Annotated in this window: 25 protein-coding genes, 1 tRNA gene and 1 pseudogene; 12 read left to right on the forward strand and 15 right to left on the reverse strand. The window is 58.3% G+C overall.

All coding sequences use genetic code 11. The annotated features are described in order from the left end of the window. Positions 1–33: 33 nt before the first annotated feature. Positions 34–441 (forward strand): universal stress protein, encoded by a 408-nt coding sequence (locus GS612_RS18935; protein WP_152459144.1) that lies wholly within the window; start codon positions 34–36, stop codon positions 439–441. A gap of 3 nt (positions 442–444) precedes the next feature. On the opposite strand, the gene GS612_RS18940 is transcribed toward GS612_RS18935, so the two are convergent. Further along, on the reverse strand, positions 445–927 hold the full coding sequence (locus GS612_RS18940) for a pyridoxamine 5-phosphate oxidase (protein WP_171642390.1): 483 nt from the start codon (positions 925–927) through the stop codon (positions 445–447). A gap of 143 nt (positions 928–1070) precedes the next feature. On the opposite strand from GS612_RS18940, the gene GS612_RS18945 reads away from it, so the two are divergent. After that, complete coding sequence (locus tag GS612_RS18945) at positions 1071–1493, forward strand: excalibur calcium-binding domain-containing protein (protein WP_171642391.1); 423 nt, start codon at positions 1071–1073, stop codon at positions 1491–1493. Between the two features lie 162 nt (positions 1494–1655). Continuing rightward, entirely contained in the window at positions 1656–1889 is a 234-nt protein-coding gene (locus GS612_RS18950) for a zf-TFIIB domain-containing protein (protein WP_171169092.1), read from the forward strand. 5 nt (positions 1890–1894) lie between these two features. Here the strand turns inward: GS612_RS18950 and GS612_RS18955 are convergent, their stop codons facing one another. From GS612_RS18955 to GS612_RS18975, 5 genes are all read right to left on the reverse strand, one after another. Further along, the gene (locus GS612_RS18955; RefSeq protein WP_171364017.1) at positions 1895–2323 is read right to left on the reverse strand and encodes a hypothetical protein; all 429 of its coding nucleotides are present in this window, start codon (positions 2321–2323) and stop codon (positions 1895–1897) included. A gap of 43 nt (positions 2324–2366) precedes the next feature. Then, positions 2367–3074: an ORF6N domain-containing protein gene (locus GS612_RS18960; RefSeq protein ID WP_171642393.1), complete on the reverse strand. Its 708-nt coding sequence runs from the start codon at positions 3072–3074 to the stop codon at positions 2367–2369. A gap of 181 nt (positions 3075–3255) precedes the next feature. Further along, positions 3256–3954: a hypothetical protein gene (locus GS612_RS18965; RefSeq protein WP_171642395.1), complete on the reverse strand. Its 699-nt coding sequence runs from the start codon at positions 3952–3954 to the stop codon at positions 3256–3258. A gap of 4 nt (positions 3955–3958) precedes the next feature. Further along, the gene (uvrB, locus tag GS612_RS18970; RefSeq protein ID WP_171642413.1) at positions 3959–6145 is read right to left on the reverse strand and encodes an excinuclease ABC subunit UvrB; all 2187 of its coding nucleotides are present in this window, start codon (positions 6143–6145) and stop codon (positions 3959–3961) included. Positions 6146–6159: 14 nt separating this feature from the next. Then, complete coding sequence (locus GS612_RS18975) at positions 6160–6417, reverse strand: hypothetical protein (protein WP_171642415.1); 258 nt, start codon at positions 6415–6417, stop codon at positions 6160–6162. Positions 6418–6574: 157 nt separating this feature from the next. Here GS612_RS18975 and GS612_RS18980 point away from each other — a divergent pair, with 157 nt between their 5' ends. The 6 genes and pseudogenes from GS612_RS18980 to GS612_RS20580 form a co-directional block, all read left to right on the forward strand. Next, entirely contained in the window at positions 6575–6886 is a 312-nt protein-coding gene (locus tag GS612_RS18980) for an ETC complex I subunit (protein ID WP_171642417.1), read from the forward strand. Then, positions 6887–7363, forward strand: coding sequence for a GNAT family N-acetyltransferase (locus tag GS612_RS18985; RefSeq protein WP_171642419.1), 477 nt, complete (start codon positions 6887–6889; stop codon positions 7361–7363). Between the two features lie 21 nt (positions 7364–7384). Continuing rightward, positions 7385–7461: transfer RNA gene (locus GS612_RS18990), tRNA-Arg, on the forward strand. Between the two features lie 313 nt (positions 7462–7774). Further along, positions 7775–8875, forward strand: coding sequence for an AAA family ATPase (locus tag GS612_RS18995; RefSeq protein WP_171642421.1), 1101 nt, complete (start codon positions 7775–7777; stop codon positions 8873–8875). A gap of 10 nt (positions 8876–8885) precedes the next feature. Next, positions 8886–9077 (forward strand): hypothetical protein, encoded by a 192-nt coding sequence (locus tag GS612_RS19000; protein WP_171642423.1) that lies wholly within the window; start codon positions 8886–8888, stop codon positions 9075–9077. Beyond that, positions 9022–9288, forward strand: a pseudogene (locus GS612_RS20580) (transposase); the annotation flags it as partial. The gene GS612_RS19000 and the pseudogene GS612_RS20580, both read left to right, overlap by 56 nt. Here GS612_RS20580 and GS612_RS19010 read toward each other — a convergent pair. From GS612_RS19010 to GS612_RS19025, 4 genes are all read right to left on the reverse strand, one after another. Further along, complete coding sequence (locus tag GS612_RS19010; protein WP_171116923.1) at positions 9285–9659, reverse strand: YidH family protein; 375 nt, start codon at positions 9657–9659, stop codon at positions 9285–9287. The pseudogene GS612_RS20580 and the gene GS612_RS19010 overlap by 4 nt on opposite strands. Before the next feature lie 124 nt (positions 9660–9783). Further along, positions 9784–10284 carry a Dps family protein gene (locus GS612_RS19015; RefSeq protein ID WP_171642425.1) on the reverse strand — a complete coding sequence of 167 codons (501 nt, stop codon included), beginning with the start codon at positions 10282–10284 and terminating at the stop codon, positions 9784–9786. 69 nt (positions 10285–10353) lie between these two features. Continuing rightward, positions 10354–11979, reverse strand: coding sequence for an acetolactate synthase large subunit (locus GS612_RS19020; RefSeq protein WP_171642427.1), 1626 nt, complete (start codon positions 11977–11979; stop codon positions 10354–10356). A 51-nt stretch (positions 11980–12030) separates the two neighbouring features. Further along, positions 12031–12192, reverse strand: coding sequence for a DUF1328 domain-containing protein (locus tag GS612_RS19025; RefSeq protein ID WP_093961673.1), 162 nt, complete (start codon positions 12190–12192; stop codon positions 12031–12033). A gap of 123 nt (positions 12193–12315) precedes the next feature. Between GS612_RS19025 and GS612_RS19030 the strand changes: the two genes are divergently transcribed. Further along, on the forward strand, positions 12316–12600 hold the full coding sequence (locus GS612_RS19030) for a DUF883 family protein (RefSeq protein ID WP_171642429.1): 285 nt from the start codon (positions 12316–12318) through the stop codon (positions 12598–12600). A gap of 166 nt (positions 12601–12766) precedes the next feature. Here GS612_RS19030 and GS612_RS19035 read toward each other — a convergent pair whose 3' ends face one another. After that, positions 12767–13621 carry a formate/nitrite transporter family protein gene (locus GS612_RS19035; protein WP_171642431.1) on the reverse strand — a complete coding sequence of 285 codons (855 nt, stop codon included), beginning with the start codon at positions 13619–13621 and terminating at the stop codon, positions 12767–12769. Between the two features lie 187 nt (positions 13622–13808). Here GS612_RS19035 and GS612_RS19040 point away from each other — a divergent pair, with 187 nt between their 5' ends. Further along, positions 13809–14000 (forward strand): PLD nuclease N-terminal domain-containing protein, encoded by a 192-nt coding sequence (locus GS612_RS19040; protein WP_093961670.1) that lies wholly within the window; start codon positions 13809–13811, stop codon positions 13998–14000. A gap of 95 nt (positions 14001–14095) precedes the next feature. Here the strand turns inward: GS612_RS19040 and GS612_RS19045 are convergent, their stop codons facing one another. After that, a complete protein-coding gene (locus GS612_RS19045) occupies positions 14096–14494 on the reverse strand; it encodes a hypothetical protein (protein WP_171642433.1) in 399 nt (132 codons plus the stop codon). A 63-nt stretch (positions 14495–14557) separates the two neighbouring features. On the opposite strand from GS612_RS19045, the gene GS612_RS19050 reads away from it, so the two are divergent. Next, entirely contained in the window at positions 14558–15307 is a 750-nt protein-coding gene (locus GS612_RS19050) for a Crp/Fnr family transcriptional regulator (protein ID WP_171232983.1), read from the forward strand. 87 nt (positions 15308–15394) lie between these two features. Here the strand turns inward: GS612_RS19050 and GS612_RS19055 are convergent, their stop codons facing one another. The 3 genes from GS612_RS19055 to GS612_RS19065 form a co-directional block, all read right to left on the reverse strand. Further along, positions 15395–15964: a PRC-barrel domain-containing protein gene (locus tag GS612_RS19055; protein ID WP_171230037.1), complete on the reverse strand. Its 570-nt coding sequence runs from the start codon at positions 15962–15964 to the stop codon at positions 15395–15397. 154 nt (positions 15965–16118) lie between these two features. Then, positions 16119–16739 (reverse strand): PRC-barrel domain-containing protein, encoded by a 621-nt coding sequence (locus tag GS612_RS19060; RefSeq protein ID WP_171232982.1) that lies wholly within the window; start codon positions 16737–16739, stop codon positions 16119–16121. 95 nt (positions 16740–16834) lie between these two features. After that, complete coding sequence (locus GS612_RS19065; RefSeq protein WP_171232981.1) at positions 16835–17032, reverse strand: CsbD family protein; 198 nt, start codon at positions 17030–17032, stop codon at positions 16835–16837. Positions 17033–17115 lie beyond the last annotated feature (83 nt).

The following is a 17115-nucleotide window of genomic DNA, read 5'->3' on the forward strand; positions in this document are numbered from 1 at the left end:
CAAAGTTAGCCTGCAAAATTGGAGGCTCACATCATGTATCACAACATTCTGGTCCCCATCTCGTTCGATGCTGAAAGAGATACATCCGGGCCTTTGAAGCTGGCCCAGATTCTGGCCACGCCAGACGCGCAGGTGACATTGTTGCATGTGGTCGAGCATATTCCAAACTATGCAATCTCGTATATGCCGTCCGAATATCTGACAGAGGCGCGTAAGGCGATTCAGACAGAACTGGATGAACTGGCATCGCAGCTGCCGAATGCCAAGGGTTTGGTGATCGAGGGACATTCCGGCCGGACCATTCTGGATTGGGCCGAGGCGAACAAGCCCGATCTGATCATAATTGCGTCCCACCGGCCGGGGATGCAGGACCTGCTTCTGGGCTCTACCGCGTCTCATGTCGTTCGTCATGCGGGATGCGCCGTGCATGTGGTCCGCTGATGGCTAGAAATCCTGTGCGGTAAGGCGATAGGCCTTGCCAAATCCGGCGTTCAAAAGACCGTCCTGAATGGCGAACCGGACCAGTCCGAAATCGGCGAAATCGATATAGAGTTTCGCTTTGGGCCGTCGCGCCAAGTACCGGTCGCGCAAGTCACCATAGCCTGCCATGTCCCGGTGAACTGGCTGAGCGATCACGTGCAATGTCAGGCGCGGATGGGTCAGCGGGTCGCCCTTGTCTGCGGGCTCTCCGATCAGAAGGGCGCAGTTGGGGCAAGTGCTCAGCGCGCGCGTGTGTTCCGCAAGGGTTGAAATCAGAGAGACAGGGCAACCTGCTTCATCCGTGGCCAGCGCGATCCGCGAGACAGACGGCAACCCGGTGTCAGGGCGCAGAAAGGCCAGTGCGGCAAATTTTGCCTGAAAGAGAAGGTCTTGTGCTTGCAAGCGCGCCGCTGCGTCGGGCGTCTGATAGGGATCGGATTGGGTCACGATATCGGTTCGGCAGCAAAAAACACAGGCAGATGACGGTTCCCCGCCATCTTAAGTGCCTGAAATGGATTGCACCATTTGTTTTACCTCAGCGTTATGGGATTGCCTCGGCTTTGCCACAAATCGACGTTACAGATCAGGCAATGCTGTTCAAGAAACCCTCGCAGGATACGCCTGATCCGAAGCCACGGCCGTCCAGACGACACCGGCGCGCAGAGGCGACGCGCAGGCACGCGCTGTCTCCGCTACGCATACTGGTCATGGTTCTGTTGTTGCCGCTGACCACCGTTCTGATCGCCACGGGTGTTTTTCTGCGCCTGTCCGAATTTGAGCGGGAAGAGGCGGTGATCCACCTGATCGCATTGGCGGGTTGTGATGCAACGCAGTCGCTGGGGGTGGGGCCGTTTTACGAGGGGCAGGCAGGGTATCACAAGCGCAATGACCCGGATGGCGACGGGGTCGCCTGTGGCGCTGCCAACCCGCCCCGGGCAACTGCGCCGGCACTTCACAACAGTCCCGAACCGCAACAGCGGTCTCTTGGAACGGCCAAGTTCGTGCGCCCCTGACGGTTGTAATCGCGAAGTCCAGAAATTCTGCCTGGGCCGGGGCCAGTTGCCTGTGTCATACCGCTTGACCCAAGCGAACGGGCGTCATGTCACAGAGGGATGGCAATGCAGCGGATCAACCCCATCTCATATAGATTAGATGGCAAAACAGGAGATCGTATGATGCAATGCCCGATTGACGGAACTCAACTGGTCATCACGGACAGAAACGGGGTTGAAATCGACTATTGTCCGCAATGCCGAGGTGTCTGGCTGGATCGGGGCGAACTGGACAAGATCATCGAGCGTTCGACAGCGTATTCTCCGCCACAACCCGGCTACGATGACCGGGCGGATCACGGCTATCGCAAGAAAAAGAAACGTGGCGGTTTTCTGGAAGATCTGTTCGATTTCTGACCCGGTCAGGACAGCTGAGCCCCGGCACATTCGCGGAAAATGCGAACCTGGGGTGCTGCACCGTCCAAGGGAAATTCACTCACCCTGTCCTGCGTAAACGCATAGGCGGTCAGGTTGTATTCCAGCCCGTCCAGCACGTTTCCAAATCCGGTATCGGTAACCGTCAGCATCGATGCACCGTCGGACAGAACATGATGCGGAGTGGCGATTTCGATGGGGTTCGGCCCCTCGAACCGCATCGCGAACCATGGGGTGTTGGTCCAACCTTCGGTCTTGCGGGTAACGGACAGGGTATAGAGCGGTTTTGCCGGGTCATAGGTCAGGAATATCTCTGCCGTGTCCGTCATGTGTGACAGGGTGCAGATCTGGCCCACCGTTGCTTCCCACGCGGCGGCGGGTGTGCCGAGGGTCAGTGATAACAGGACAACGCGCATGGGGCGGAGTCTAGCGGCCGAAAGGTCCGGGGCAAGGGTTGCGTCAGCCTTTCATCGCATTCAGCAGGTCCAGCAACCCCTTGCGGTCGTCATCATCGGCATAATCGCCGGCGGCCAACCGTTCGGCGATCCGCAGGCGCAGACGCTCGTGCTGGGTGCGCACCTCTTCGCCTGCGGTTTCGGCCAGGGTCTTCATGATCACCGCCACCGCCTGCTGGCGTTTGGTGGTGGGGTTGGCGATGTAATCGACCAGGCTCTGCTGCCCGGAATCGAGGATGTTTTCGGCCAGCGCCCGCAACTGATCGCCATTGGGCAGCAGCGGGGCGGGGGTGCCTTCGGGCGGCAGGATCTCGGGCGCGCTGCGTGGGGTTTCGGTCAGGGCGTTGGCGCCGTCGACGAATGCCTCGGTGATCATGCGGGTGATTTTGATCGCGAGCGGGTCCTTGAACAGAGTCGAGGCGATGGCCACGCCGTAATCGGTATAGACCCAAGGATTGACCCGCCGCCCACCGCGGCCCTTGGGTTTTGAAATCACATTCTGTGATGTCAAATCGGCCACCTCGGCGTCGGTCAGCTGAAAGCGGTAGCCTTCGAACAGGTCTTTGTTGCGCGAGACGGCCTGATTGAAGGCGCTGACGGATTTTCCGTAGAACCGCGCCAGATCCTCGGCCAGCACCACGCGGGTGCCGCGCACCCGGTGAATGGCGCTTTGGACCTCTTGTGTGCTGGGAAGGTTTTTCGGGTTCGTCATAGCAACCGTTTGGAATCACAATCTGTGATTTCAAACGTGGAGGAGGGAGCGCTGGGCTGCAAGGGTGGAGTGTGTGCGTTCGATTGCTAGGGTGTAGGATGGGTTATTTCACCCATCATTTTGACCGTTTGAGAAAGATGGGTGCGAGCCCCCATCCTACGCATGCATGCCTTCGCAAGGCCTAGTTCTCATAATTCAACCCAGTAACTTTGGATTGCATCACCATTGAAGCAAGCAGTTCGTGAACCATTTGCCTTACTGCGGCGTCCTCTGCAGTGTTATCTGGTGCAACCTGGGATCCATCAGGAGAGCAAAAAGAGCCGGGATTGGAAGTGCCCCGATGGAGAAAAAAGTTTTTGTGTTTTGGTGACTTGTCAAAGTGAGCGCCGCCAACAGTATTTCGCATCCAAGAAACAATTTGTATCCTAGAAAACTCTTGCCTTGAGGAGTTCAATAAAACAGGCTCGTTCAGCCAATCATTGACAGAAAGTTTGCGATACTCACTTTTTTCCGCACCAATTTGCACGCTTTTCACGTCTTTTGGAACGTGTTTTACCGTCATTTGATGGTTTTCTGAGTGAATGCGAATATTTGTAAGCAAGCTTTGTGGAAGAAGGTTTTCCTTGTCTAAGCTTTTGTCGACGCTGGATATCACGAAAATTTCATCCTTAATTCCCAGCGCCCTTAAAATGGATATGTGAGATCCGCCTTTGTCGTGGCAAATTGTATTGATACCATTAGCCATCCAGAGACAAGTGAAGTGATTTCCTTGATCGTATTGGTTAATCGCAATGCTAAGTAATCTGCATTGTGTAAACAGGGCAAATTGAACTTCAATCGATTGCTTTTCAAAACCTATCCACTCATCTGACGCCGACACTACCTTACCTCTTTCGCCGCTTAACATTCCCACCCCGCTGCCCCGGCCGTCCGGCCGTTGACCGCCCGCGCGACTTGACCGCATCCTCGGACGCTTTCTCGACCGCCCATTGGCGCGCCATGGGGTCGTCGGCGACGGCCAAGTCGACCGCTTCCAGACGTTTGATCTCATCCCGGATGTTGGCGGCCTCTTCGAATTCCAGGTTCTCGGCCGCCTTGCGCATCTTCTCGCGCAACCCGTCCAGATGGGCCTCAAGATTGGCGCCGTGCATCGGTTTGTCGATGGTGGCGGTGACGCGGTTCATGTCCACATCGCCTTCGTAGAGACCGGCCAGAACGTCCTCGACATTTTTCTTCACCGTCTCGGGGGTGATGCCGTGTTCCTCGTTATAGGCAATCTGCTTGGCGCGGCGGCGGTTGGTTTCCTCCAGCGCGCGCTCCATGCTGCCAGTGATCTTGTCGGCATACATGATCACGCGGCCTTCGGCGTTGCGGGCGGCGCGGCCGATGGTCTGGATCAGCGAGGTCTCGGACCGCAGGAAGCCTTCCTTGTCGGCGTCCAGAATGGCGACCAGCCCGCATTCGGGGATGTCGAGCCCCTCGCGCAGCAGGTTGATGCCGACCAGCACGTCGAATGCGCCCAGCCGCAGGTCGCGCAGGATCTCGATCCGTTCCAGCGTGTCGATGTCGGAATGCATGTAGCGGACCTTGATGCCCTGTTCGTGCAGATATTCGGTCAGGTCCTCGGCCATGCGTTTGGTCAGCGTGGTGACCAGCGTGCGGAAGCCATTGGCGGCGACCTTGCGCACCTCGTCCAGCAGGTCGTCCACCTGCATCTCGACGGGGCGGATTTCGACCTCGGGGTCCAAAAGGCCCGTTGGGCGGATCACCTGTTCGGTGAAGACGCCGCCGGTCTGTTCGATCTCCCACTTTGCAGGGGTGGCGCTGACGAAAATGGATTGCGGGCGCATGGCGTCCCATTCCTCGAATTTGAGGGGGCGGTTGTCCATGCAGGACGGCAGGCGGAAGCCGTGTTCAGCCAGCGTGAATTTCCGCCGATAGTCGCCCCGATACATGCCGCCGATCTGCGGCACCGAGACGTGGCTTTCGTCGGCGAAGACGATGGCGTTGTCGGGGATGAATTCGAACAGGGTCGGGGGCGGCTCGCCCGGCGCGCGGCCGGTCAGATAGCGCGAGTAGTTCTCGATCCCGTTGCAGACGCCGGTGGCCTCGAGCATCTCCAGATCGAAATTGGTGCGCTGTTCCAGCCGCTGCGCCTCGAGCAGCTTGCCCTCGCCCACCAGCTGATCCAGCCGCTGGCGCAGTTCCTTTTTGATGCCGATGATGGCCTGCTGCATCGTCGGTTTCGGCGTGACATAGTGCGAGTTCGCATAGACGCGCACCTGTTCCATTGTCGCGGCGCGCTCGCCGGTCAGCGGGTCGAATTCGGTGATGCTTTCCAGTTCCTCACCGAAGAACGAGAATTTCCAGGCGCGATCCTCAAGGTGGGCGGGCCAGATTTCAAGGCTGTCGCCCCGCACCCGGAATGACCCGCGCTGAAATGCCTGATCGTTGCGGCGGTATTGCTGGGCCACCAGATCGGCCATCACCTGCCGCTGGTCGTATTCGTGTCCGACCTTCAGATCCTGCGTCATCGCCCCGTAGGTCTCGACCGAGCCGATGCCATAGATGCACGAGACCGAGGCCACGATTATCACGTCGTCTCGTTCCAGCAGCGCCCGCGTGGCCGAGTGGCGCATCCGGTCGATCTGTTCGTTGATCTGCGATTCCTTCTCGATATAGGTGTCCGATCGCGCGACATAGGCCTCGGGCTGGTAGTAGTCGTAGTAGGAGACGAAATACTCGACCGCGTTTTCCGGGAAAAACCCCTTGAACTCACCATATAGCTGCGCCGCCAATGTCTTGTTGGGGGCGAGGATGATGGCCGGGCGCTGAGTTTCCTCGATCACCTTGGCCATGGTGAAGGTTTTGCCCGTACCGGTCGCCCCCAACAGAACCTGATCGCGCTCTCCATCCAGAATGCCGCCCGCAAGTTCCTTGATCGCGGTTGGCTGGTCTCCTGCGGGGGCGAACTCCGTATGCATGACAAACCGTTTGCCGCCTTCCAGTTTCAGGCGGGCCCGAACATCTTCGGTTGTCATTTGGGTCTTGTCGGAATGGGCGTATGGCATGGGCAGGCTCCGGATCAGGCCCTTACATTTGTTCTTATTTTGTCCAACTGCAAGGGCTGATCCGGTACAAATCTCCCAGTTTCGACACTGGGCAGATACGCATCCGGATTGTGATCCGAACCAACCTTGCCGGCCAACGCGCCAAGCTCGCCGATGAGAGCCTTCGTCATCATCGGTTTGTCGGCGATTACGGTATGGGCTTCGGTCGAGGGCATCGCCCGGTTGTTCCCGGGGTTCGCGTCGACGCCCAGAATGCATTCACTATGGATCATCTGCTTATCCTTCGGCTGATTTGTCGAAGATCATAATTGGCCCTGATGACAGTTTCTGTCATTGGCTTGCTTCGACAATCCGCGACAATTGTTGTCTTGTCCCGGGTTGCGCTCTGACGCATAAACAGATCCAGCCAAGTGAGTACGGAGAGGCGACATGCGCGCACGGATTTACCAGCCTGCAAGGAATGCGATGACTTCAGGGATGGCCAAGACCCGCAAGTGGGTTCTGGAATATGCCCCCGCTTCGGCACGTAAGGTTGATCCGCTGATGGGCTGGACATCATCCAATGACACGCAAACCCAGATACGCCTGAAATTCGACACCAAGAAAGAGGCGATGGATTATGCCAGGGACAATGGCATCGATGCGCAGGTCAACGAGCCGCACAAGCGCAAACCCAACCTGCGCGCACGCGGTTACGGAGAAAACTTCGCTACTGACCGCCGCGGTCCCTGGACTCACTGAATGATCGAGATTCGCGAGGCCGACCCCACCTCGGACGTGTTGCGCCCGATTGTGGAAGCTCATTTCGCCCACAGCGAATCGGCCGGCCCTGCTGAAAGCAACCATACGATGAGCGCAGAATCACTGGCCGGACCGGGTATTCGATTCTGTGCGATTTACGACGATCAGCAGGCGTTGGGCTGCGGCGCCTTGAAACTGTTACCCGATGGCACGGCCGAGGTGAAATCGGTGCATATCCTCGCACAGGCACGGGGGCGCGGACTGGCGCGTGTCATGATGGCTCATCTGGCCGATCTGGCGCGCGCAGAAGGCGTCGAAGCTTTGGTTTTGGAAACCGGGGCAGAGCATCTTCCAGAGTATGATGCCGCCCGCAAGCTTTACAAAGCGTTGGGTTATTCCTATTGCGGACCGATCTTTGGGTACAGTGACGATCCGAACAGCGCATTCATGCGCTTGGCTCTTGAACCCCGCTCATAAAAACCGCAAGAAGGGTGCAGCGGTCCCTTAGCTCAACTGGATAGAGCAGCTGACTTCTAATCAGCAGGTTGAGGGTTCGAGTCCTTCAGGGATCGCCATTCTCGAATTTCGATTTCTGACGTTCGACATCCAAAGTCCGTTTTTGCGACAAAAAACGGATTTTTGAATTGCCCCCGAACCTGCTTTGTTTTTAGCGCAGTTCTTTCAACAACTTGTATGCCGTGTAGCGGTTCGTTCATTCCGGTCGGGTTCGATGGCGCAACCCAACCAGGATGCGTTGACACGCAGCACGCTAGATGTTCCCTAATCGTTCCACAGGTTCCGGAACCTTTCACACCCATCAGTCCCGCCCGCCCCGGCGGTGTGGACAACGGCACGGCAAGCCCTGTCACGCCTCGAAAGGATTCTGCGATGCCCCGTGCCACCACCACGATTCCATTTCATGCGCTGCGGTTCGAAGACGACCTGCCGACACTGCACGAGGTCGAGCGGCGCCTGAAGACATTCCTGCGCGCCCTCCGCAGGCAACGCCAGGCGGCGCAGACCGGTGACGATGAAGGCGACCGCGACAAGATGGACCAGTTCTTCGACTATCTGAATGAGGCCGAGCGGCGGAAAATCAGGCGCCGCGCGCACCGGTACGTGCAGCGGCTGGACGCCCTGTCTGGCCTGTCTCATCTGAGCGAGGAGAATCGCGCCAAGCTGACGCCCTTGCGTGGCGGGCTGCCGGTCACCCGCATCACCTCCGAACACGAGGCGGACGAGATCGCGGCTGCGCTGCATGCCGAGATGCCTTGGATGGCGCCCGCCACCGAAGCCGTCTGGCACGGGCTGCGGGCCTCGGCGCGCCAGGGCCTGCCGGGTGTCCGGTTCACGCCGCTGGTCCTGAACGGCCCGCCCGGCATCGGCAAGAGCTTCTGGGCCCGGCGACTGGCGCATTATCTGGAGGTCCCCGCGACCAAGATTGACGCAACCGGGGAGCCGGCGTCGTTCGCGCTCACTGGGTCACAACGCGGTTGGGGCAGCGCCCATGCGGGCAAACTGGTCAACACGGTCCTGAACCACCGGCATGCCGGACCGCTGGTGATCATCGACGAGATCGAAAAGGCTGATGAGGTCCACTCCAACAAAGGCACGCGCCATACTCTCACCGACGCCCTGCTGCCGCTGCTGGAGCGGATGACGGCAGCGACCTGGGAATGCCCGTTCTTTCAGGTCAAGATGGACATGTCCTGGGTCAACTGGGTGATGACGGCGAACAGCAGGCAGGGCCTGCCGGAACCGTTTCAGAGCCGCTGCGTGGTGCTGGATCTGCCGGATCTGACCACGGGGCAGCTAAGGGACTTCGCCATGACCGAAGCCGCGCGGCGGGGACTCGCCGAGCCTGCAACCGACGCCGTCGCCGCCATCTTCGAGACCGGCGCATTGTCCCACCGCCGCCTGAACCTGCGCACCGTCGCCCGGATGCTCGACCGCGCCGAGGCGCTGGCGATGCGCCCCTTGCTGCACTGAGGCGACCGCCATGACCCATGTGACCATTCCGTACCAAACCGATACCCTCGTGGTTCTTGGTGATCTGCATTTCGCCCGCTATCAGCGCCATGGGCTCGATCCGATCAAGATATGGGGGTTCGAGGACATCCTGTGGGAGGCCGATGCGCTCACCTTGGGAAAACGGCTGCTGCGACTGCTTCAACGCACGGTTCCGCGATGAACTGCACAACGGCGAGCTATTCTACGGCCTAAAGGAAGCCAGAATTCTGATCGAGTAATGGCGTGTCCACTACAATACCGTCAGGCCACACAGCTCACTGGGCTACTGTCCGCTCGCGCCAGAATGCATCGTGCCGGTGGACCAGAGGCCAATGATGCACCAACAATCAAACCGTACCACCCGACGGGGGCACGCCAGGCGCCTCAATTAGACAAGCCACAACACAAGGCAACATGCGATTGATCCGAGGGACAGGCTTCCAACAACCAATTGCAAGTGGAAGCGAGATGCCGGTTGGGCGCTGTGCGCTTCCAATCGGGAATACACGCGGCGGGCGTTCATCCACGCTCCCCAGTAGATTAGCAGCGAGATCAACACAAAAAGGGTGGCTGCAGCCTTCGCCAGCCACTCGGGTTCGACGGCGGAAAATACGGCCTTAAGGCCAAGGGCGATGGCCACGCATGCCATTCCGGTTCTCATCCATCCCGCAAATGTGCGCTCATTTGCCAAAATGGTGCGGTCTTCGGCCCAGTCGGTCCGCTCCTCGGCCAAGTTTTGGCTTTTCGTGTTTTTTTCAGACATTGCCGCCCTTTGGACTAGTCACCAAATCGGAATGTGCAGGCTTGCCGGTTTTTCGGCAAGCCTGCCCAAGACCTTAAACGCGCACAGTTGGGTCGCAAAACGACACACGCGCCCGGTCACCGCGTCAGCTTGATTTCGAGATCGCCCGCAGCATCCAAGCTGCCTGCTCATGAAATGCCGAACGTTCGGTCGCCAGATCTTCAGTCACGACGTCTTTGCGGCTTCCTGCAAGCTCGGTCAGGGCGTGCAGGCGGTGCGCCACCCGCTCGTGATCAGCAGCCAGATCTTCGATCATGTCGGCGGCGGACAGGTCCCCTTCGCGATCCTTGATAGCCGAGAAATCCAGGATGTCGGACATGCGCGAGGGCGCCAGGTGTCCCAGCGCGCGGATGCGTTCCGCGATCTCATCAGCGGCGGCGAACATGTTTTCGTACTGTTCTTCGGTCAGCTTGTGGATCGAATAGAACAGAGGGCCTTCCACGTTCCAGTGATACGCATGTGTCTTGAAGGTCAGCCGGTAGGTGTCGGCCAGAATATCAGCCAGACCCTTGGCCAAGGGTGCGGTGTCGCGCACGCCAGTGGAAACAGGGTTTTCGTTCGGGACAACGTTCAATGCGTCGGTCATGACAACTCCTTTTTTCTACTGGGGAAGAAACGCCCAAAGCCTGGCGTTGTTCCACTTTCGACAAAAAAATCAGGTGACAGTGGGCATCCCGCCATCAGCGGAATAGTCGACCGACACCCGCAGCAAAGTCGGAACGGCGACGTCGGCCGCCGCCTGCAGCGCAGGAGCAAGTTTGCTGCGGGTTTCGATGTCGTGGTAGACCCAGCCAAAGGATCGGGCCAGCGACTCCCAATCGGGGTTGCCGAAGGAAAACTCGCGCGCACCAGGCTGTTTTTCGTCGATCAGACCATAGCCGTTGTCTTCCCAGACCAGAACAGTCACGGGCACGCACAACCGGGCCGCCGTCTCCATCTCCTGAACATTCATCAAGAAGTCCCCATCACCGCAAACGGCGATCACCCGACCCTCGTCCAACAGACGGGCAGCCTCGATCGCTCCGGGCAGCGCAAGGCCCATACCGGCCAGGCCGTTCGGAATGATGATTTGACCCGCCCGGCGTGCTTGAACCTTGCTGGCGACCCAAAGCTTGTGCAGGCCCACGCCAGACAGCAAAACGTCGCTTTCGCGAAGCGTTTCGGAAATCGCCTGACATATTTCCGACGGCGCGACACAAGCGGCATCGGAAGCTGTTGCTCCACCTTCCAGCGAGGCGTCAATCCTCCGCTGAAGATCTTTGAACCAGCTTTGCGGGGGACGTTCGGCCGTGGCCTTTGCCAGAACGTCGATGCAGTGCGGAAGGTCGCCTGTCAGAGCGGCCTTTACCGGCCAGTCCACATCAACGGTCGAGGCCACGTCCGAGACCTCGAGAACCGGCTTCTGACCGCCCATCGAAATGTTCGAGGGTGGATATTCGACCGGGTCAAACCCGATGGCAATGATCAGGTCGCACAGGTCGAAGGCTTCAGACGCCAACTCCTTGCCCGGCTGACCGATCGAATGCAGCGAGAGCGGGTGCCCCGGAGGCAAAACGCCTTTGGCCATGAATGTCGTGACGACCGGGGCAGAAAGGCTTTCTGCAAGTGCCCGAACGTCGCTTGCGGTGCCGGATCGGATCACCCCGTGTCCCGCAAGGATCAAGGGCTTTTTCGCCTCGGCCAGCAGGCGCGCGGAACGGATGACCGCATCGGCCGCCGGTCGCACCTCGGCTGGCGTCGGGGCCACGAAAGGTTCGGCCAGTGTCGGGACCTCGGCGAGATCCTCGGGCAGGGAAAGATGGACGGCTCCGGGTTTGTCGATCTTGCTCAATCGCACGGCCTCGGCCACGACTTGGGGAATTTCATCCGCGACCATCAGCGTTCGGCTCGACTTGGTGACTGGCGCAAAGAGTGCTTCGAGATCGATGATCTGATGGCTTTCACGGCCCAGCCTGGACCGCGCCCCCTGTCCTGTGAGGGCGATCAGCGGCACATGGTCAAGCGTAGCGTCAGCCACACCGGTGACAAGGTTGGTCGCTCCAGGTCCAAGCGTCGAAAGGCAAGCCGCCGGGTTCCCCGTCAACCGACCGTGAACCGATGCCATGAAAGCCGCCGACTGCTCGTGCCGGCACAAGACGAAGTCGATGCTCGACTTGTCGATTGCGGCGATCAGATCGGTCGTTTCCTCACCCGGAACACCGAATGCACAGGTCACGCCGTTGGCTTCCAGGCAGGCAATCAGCAATTCGGCGGCGGTTTGGGTATCGACGGCATCTTTCATAGGGCTTTGAACCTCGGAGTACTGTTTCAGGGAGTGCGGATGCGCGGGGGCTTACCCACGGATCAGCCGCAAGATCAGCGAACCGATGAACAGGACCAGAAAGATCACGAAAAGGATCTGTGCGATACCGGCCGAGGCCGACGCGATGCCGCCAAACCCGAAGATGCCAGCAACGATAGCAAGTGCGAAAAAGATCAGCGCCCAGGACAACATGGGATTTCCTTTCATTTTTGTGACTACTGACGGGTCAACGCTTGGAACCCCAGATTGGTTCCGGATCATTTTGGTGGAACCTTTGGCGACCGCCCGCGTTGGGTCGATGAAAGGAGATCTGACATGACACAGAAAACGGAGAAGAAGGCCCCTCAGGACACTCCCCATGTCGAGATGGCGGCGCGGATCGACGAAGTGGCCAAGGAGGCCAAATCAGCGTTGGAAGATGGCGTAACCGCAACGCGTGACACGTTGAAGACGGCGCGCGACGAGGCGGAAAAGCAGCTGACACAGACATCCGAGAAAAGTGCCGCCTTCGTGCGCGAGAACCCAGGCTTGGCAATGGTCGGAGCGTTGGGCGTGGGTGTCCTGCTGGGCCTCGCGTTGCGCAAGGTGAACCGCAGCTAGGACACGCGGTACACCGCGACCGATATGGGCATCGAATACGTATTGCCGGCCATGCTCGGCTTGGGTTTGGCCGGTCTACTGATCTGGTTCTTCATCAGGAATCGCTGACAGCGCTATTCGTCACTGCCACGCCAACCAGCCCGCCATCCCAAAGACCCAAAGCGCCTCAGCCGCGTTTCGGGTCTTCTTCTATTTCGGGTTTGATCTGGGCGTAGGCCAGCATCGTGAAGACTGCGGTTCCTCCGATGATGTTGCCGGCGAGGACGGGCAGGAAAAAGCTGAAAACGGCTGCGCCTACCGACAACTGACCCTGAAGCATCAGAACCGCCATTTCCACCGAACCGGCAACGACGTGGGTAAAGTCACCGGCCGCAATCATCCAAGTGAAGATCACGATGACCAGCACCTCGTTGTTCTGCGCTGAAGGCAGCATCCAAACGATCGCCGCAATCAAGATCCCCGCCGGTATTCCGCGCAAAAAACCAACCCACGCGCCCATGCCGGTGGCGTGGTGGCTCAGGTCGTTGATGACCGAGACGAGCTGGGGCGATAACACCGGCGTATGGATCAGGAAGGCAGAAATCGCAAACGCCCCCAGCACATTGGCACCCAGAACGATTGCCCACAGCCTGGCGGTTTTGGTGAAGCAGGCAACGGACGGATTTATCATGGCAGGAACGACAGTCGTTATCGTGTTTTCGGTAAACAACTGCATCCGCCCTAAGATGACCAGGACAAACCCGAGGGAATAGCCCAGGTTCTCGATCAGAAAGCGCCCGCTGGTTTCGGGCAGATGTGCCCGCAAGATCGCTTCGCCGAGCACTGAAAAGCTGATCAGCACGCCTGCGGCAATCCCGGACCAGAACAACGCTTTGGTCGGGCGGTCCAGTTCCTCCTCGCCGTTTTGGCGGATGGTCTCGAATATCAGGCGCGGAGACAGGCCGGACGCTTCTTCGACCGCTTCGCGCTCACTTTCCTTCTCGACAAGATCTTTTCGCGGCGCTTTGATTTTATCGGACATTTTGACCCCATGTATCGACCTTCAAACCCAACGTTCTGCCGGTCGTTTTGGTTCCGTCAGGTACAAAGTTCCTCAAACCTTCTGAAAGAACTGGGATCACGCCCAGATCTTTGTCGGGAACTTTCGGCTACCTATCGCGTTGTTTCCTCGTAGGAACAACGACACGTAATTCGAAAGGAACTTCGGTATGGTGGAAGTATATGGCATTGGCGGTCTGATCGTCCTGGTTTTGTCGATCTGGGCCATAATCTCGATCATCGGTTCGTCTGCGACGACCGGTGCGAAAATCCTGTGGGTCCTTTTCGTTCTGTTGCTTCCGGTCATCGGATTCATCTGCTGGCTGATCTTTGGCCCGAAGGCCGCGCGCAGCGCGATCTGATCAGTTCGGAAATTCTCAGTACAAAAACAAAGCGCGGCATCGGCCGCGCTATTTTCGTTCAAGGATATTGGGGGCACAATGCGCCCTGCGCCGACTCACCCAGGATCTGAACCGACCTTCAAGCCGTTCCCACTGAAATCGATGGACGCGATCTTGCGTGCAAGATCTGCAGCCGTGAAAGGCCGTATCAGAGCCGCGCATTCAAATTGCGCTTGCACCTCGGGGGACGGGTCCAGCAGCAACAGTGCACTGCCGCGTTCAACCAACAGCCGCGCGACGGCGTCAAATGACGTCTCACTTCTGCGATAGCTCAGAACGCTCAGGGCCGGGGCGAATTCGGGGTCCTGCCAGAAATGCCCGCCCGCGTGCAGCTCGCGGATATGGACAATGCGATCGGGCGAAACTCCGGGGATGGCGTCACTGATGTCCGCTGCTTCGATAAAGTTTTCCGTAACAATCAAAACATCTGCTACGCTGCGGGAAGAGGGTTCCATAAATACCATCCTGAAATCTGTTCGATGCCACCGTAGGGCAATCCCGCAGCGCCGCAATAAACTATGACACAGCAACGAAAAAATTCTCTGATCGCATGTAGGGACTGTCCGCTGAGGCAGATGGACGTCTTCCTGCCGTTCTCGGAAGACGACCTGCGATTCATGCAGGGTTTCAAAACCGGTGAGATGCAGGCCGAACCCGGAACACAACTGTTCATCGAGGGCGCGAAATCCGCGCATCTGTTCACGGTTCTGAGCGGGATGGGCGTTCGTTACAAAACGCTCGAAAACGGTCGCAGGCAGGTCATAGGCTTTGTGCTTCCAGGCGATCTCGTCGGGCTGCAGGCTGGCGTCATGGGCGAGATGCGGCACTCGGTCGAAGCGACAACCGCGATGCGGCTGTGCGTTTTCAATCGCTCGCGGCTGTTCGAGTTATATCAGAACCAGCCTGATCGCGCCTTTGACCTGACATTCCTGGCCGCCGTCGAAGAGCATTTTCTGGGCGACGCCCTGACAACAGTCGGCCAGCGCGGCGCGATCGAGAAGATCGCGTGGAGCCTGCACCGCTTCTACACAAGGTCGCAGGCTGTCGGATTGGCCAAAGGCTTGCAGTGTCCGCTGCCCTACCGGCAGCAGGATCTTGCGGATGCGTTGGGCTTGTCGCTGGTTCACACGAACAAGACCCTGCGACGGCTGAAGGATCTCGGTCTGGCCGAATGGTCCAACAATGTGCTGCAGATTAACGATCTTGAGGGTCTAGCCGAGCTTGGCTTGGTCGAAATCACCGAAGCCGTTCCGCGCCCGCTGATCTAAACGTGGCGGATGGACAGGAATTAAAGAACCGCCGACCGAAAAATCGGCCGACGGCTTGATCACATGCTTTGCGACTGAGGAGCCGTTTTACGACCCTTCGTAGGCCGGCATATCCTTCAGCATCTCCTTGTCAGCGTGAACGAAGGCATAGGTGTTGTCACCATTGACTTCACGCATCAGCGACACGCGCGAGAAATCGATCAGAACATCCTTTTCCCCCAAGCCGAGGAACCCGCCAACGCCGATCACGGCCCCATCTACCGATCCGTCCATGTCGACGACGACCTCTTCGATCTCGCCGATCCACTCTTGCGAGACGTCATAGACGCGCATGCCGGTCAGATCTTCGGCCGGGATGGTGCCTTGGGCAACGGGGACATAACCCTTGATGTCGATGGTGGTTGGGTCAACCGCATCGGCCATCTGACCGGCTTTTTCGCTGATGTACTCACCGGTTGCTTCGGCTGCTTGGTCGACGTCTTTCGCCGTGTTCTGCGCAGCGTTCTTGATATCCTGCGCGGTATTGGACAGCGCATCACCGGCTGCCTCGGCTGCCTCTTCCAGGTTCTTGCCGACTTCTTCGACATTCGAGCTTTCTGCATAGGCCGATGCCGACATCACCAGAACGATCGAAGTTGTGGTCAGAAAACGTTTCATAGCTCACTCCTTTGGTCTGTTCTGACCGCGTTTCCCGCGGTCTTGTTGAACAAACGAATGACGCCGCGACTTGTTCCCAGAAAAATGCAAAAATATTTGTTTTAAAAAGAAAAAACCGCGCAAATGCGCGGTTTGACAAGTCGTGACCAGACCCTCAGACCGGGTGCAGCGGATCGGAAGATCTGGACAGAACCATGTAGTGTTCGTCGTCGGGAATATTGCGTAACTCAGCGAACGGAAAACTCAGGATATCTGGTCGCCCGTCGATCAAGAGAAACCGCAGAGCCTTGGTGTCAGGGTCGAACTCAATATCCTTGAATCTGCCCAACTCACCAGTCGAGTCAAACGCAGGGTTGCCCTGCAGCTTCGTAAACCATCGGAAGTTGCTAGCAGGTGGCGTGGGTTGGGGGCGTTGGCCGAGAGCGTCATTCAGGACCGCTCCCATCACAACCGGCGCAATCGCGTTGCCGAACGGCCCTACAACCAGGGGCGGTAGGCCCTTGATGTCCACTGCGAGGGGAACCTCGCCTCCTTCCCGTTGTCGAAGATGATTCACTTGGTGTTGGGATAACGCGCACACTACCTCGCTTGCACCAAGTTCGAGCGTATCGGCGGTGAACGCCACCGGGTCATTCCCTCCGGCCACGCTCAGATTGACTAAGACGTACTCCAACTCGGTCTGCCCAGCGCGAATGGCGATATCGGAAACGCGACCAATTGCGTGGTCGGTTCCAGCTGGGACAACGGGCGTGTTGATGAGGTCAGACAGTTTCATGGCGCTCGTGATTACCTGTTGGGGTCGATCTTGGGAGTCTGTGGGGCGCCATTGACTTGATGCCACCCCACGCGATGTGCGCATCCACCTTTGGGCTACATGTCCTTCATCAGGCGATCCACGATTTCCCGAACGTCTTCTTTCGAATCTCCGTATTTCTTTTGGATGATGCCTTCCAGTTGCTCGCGATCGCCGCGGGCTTGCTCGATCTCATCATCGGTCAAATCGCCGAAACGCTCGATCAGCTTGCCTTTGAATTCGGTCCAGCGTCCAAGAATTTGGTTCCAGTTCATCGTAAATTCCTTTCGATTTCTTCGTCGCTGTCAGTGAAACGCGCCAAACGCGAGCTGGTTCCGGGCGGCGGCGTTTTTTCTGC

The sequence above is a fragment of the Ruegeria sp. HKCCD6157 genome, from assembly GCF_013110685.1.
In the GTDB taxonomy this organism is placed as follows: domain Bacteria; phylum Pseudomonadota; class Alphaproteobacteria; order Rhodobacterales; family Rhodobacteraceae; genus Ruegeria.

What these genes read in the sequence shown, in the direction of transcription:
- GS612_RS18935 (WP_152459144.1), top strand. Translation starts at nt 34, where the DNA reads ATGTATCACAACATTCTGGTCCCCATCTCGTTCGATGCTGAAAGAGAT.
- GS612_RS18945 (WP_171642391.1), top strand. Translation starts at nt 1,071, where the DNA reads ATGCTGTTCAAGAAACCCTCGCAGGATACGCCTGATCCGAAGCCACGG.
- GS612_RS18950 (WP_171169092.1), top strand. Translation starts at nt 1,656, where the DNA reads ATGCAATGCCCGATTGACGGAACTCAACTGGTCATCACGGACAGAAAC.
- GS612_RS18955 (WP_171364017.1), bottom strand. Translation starts at nt 2,323, where the DNA reads ATGCGCGTTGTCCTGTTATCACTGACCCTCGGCACACCCGCCGCCGCG.
- GS612_RS18960 (WP_171642393.1), bottom strand. Translation starts at nt 3,074, where the DNA reads ATGACGAACCCGAAAAACCTTCCCAGCACACAAGAGGTCCAAAGCGCC.
- uvrB (WP_171642413.1), bottom strand. Translation starts at nt 6,145, where the DNA reads ATGCCATACGCCCATTCCGACAAGACCCAAATGACAACCGAAGATGTT.
- GS612_RS18975 (WP_171642415.1), bottom strand. Translation starts at nt 6,417, where the DNA reads ATGATCCATAGTGAATGCATTCTGGGCGTCGACGCGAACCCCGGGAAC.
- GS612_RS18980 (WP_171642417.1), top strand. Translation starts at nt 6,575, where the DNA reads ATGCGCGCACGGATTTACCAGCCTGCAAGGAATGCGATGACTTCAGGG.
- GS612_RS18985 (WP_171642419.1), top strand. Translation starts at nt 6,887, where the DNA reads ATGATCGAGATTCGCGAGGCCGACCCCACCTCGGACGTGTTGCGCCCG.
- GS612_RS18995 (WP_171642421.1), top strand. Translation starts at nt 7,775, where the DNA reads ATGCCCCGTGCCACCACCACGATTCCATTTCATGCGCTGCGGTTCGAA.
- GS612_RS19000 (WP_171642423.1), top strand. Translation starts at nt 8,886, where the DNA reads ATGACCCATGTGACCATTCCGTACCAAACCGATACCCTCGTGGTTCTT.
- GS612_RS19010 (WP_171116923.1), bottom strand. Translation starts at nt 9,659, where the DNA reads ATGTCTGAAAAAAACACGAAAAGCCAAAACTTGGCCGAGGAGCGGACC.
- GS612_RS19015 (WP_171642425.1), bottom strand. Translation starts at nt 10,284, where the DNA reads ATGACCGACGCATTGAACGTTGTCCCGAACGAAAACCCTGTTTCCACT.
- GS612_RS19020 (WP_171642427.1), bottom strand. Translation starts at nt 11,979, where the DNA reads ATGAAAGATGCCGTCGATACCCAAACCGCCGCCGAATTGCTGATTGCC.
- GS612_RS19025 (WP_093961673.1), bottom strand. Translation starts at nt 12,192, where the DNA reads ATGTTGTCCTGGGCGCTGATCTTTTTCGCACTTGCTATCGTTGCTGGC.
- GS612_RS19030 (WP_171642429.1), top strand. Translation starts at nt 12,316, where the DNA reads ATGACACAGAAAACGGAGAAGAAGGCCCCTCAGGACACTCCCCATGTC.
- GS612_RS19035 (WP_171642431.1), bottom strand. Translation starts at nt 13,621, where the DNA reads ATGTCCGATAAAATCAAAGCGCCGCGAAAAGATCTTGTCGAGAAGGAA.
- GS612_RS19040 (WP_093961670.1), top strand. Translation starts at nt 13,809, where the DNA reads ATGGTGGAAGTATATGGCATTGGCGGTCTGATCGTCCTGGTTTTGTCG.
- GS612_RS19045 (WP_171642433.1), bottom strand. Translation starts at nt 14,494, where the DNA reads ATGGAACCCTCTTCCCGCAGCGTAGCAGATGTTTTGATTGTTACGGAA.
- GS612_RS19050 (WP_171232983.1), top strand. Translation starts at nt 14,558, where the DNA reads ATGACACAGCAACGAAAAAATTCTCTGATCGCATGTAGGGACTGTCCG.
- GS612_RS19055 (WP_171230037.1), bottom strand. Translation starts at nt 15,964, where the DNA reads ATGAAACGTTTTCTGACCACAACTTCGATCGTTCTGGTGATGTCGGCA.
- GS612_RS19060 (WP_171232982.1), bottom strand. Translation starts at nt 16,739, where the DNA reads ATGAAACTGTCTGACCTCATCAACACGCCCGTTGTCCCAGCTGGAACC.
- GS612_RS19065 (WP_171232981.1), bottom strand. Translation starts at nt 17,032, where the DNA reads ATGAACTGGAACCAAATTCTTGGACGCTGGACCGAATTCAAAGGCAAG.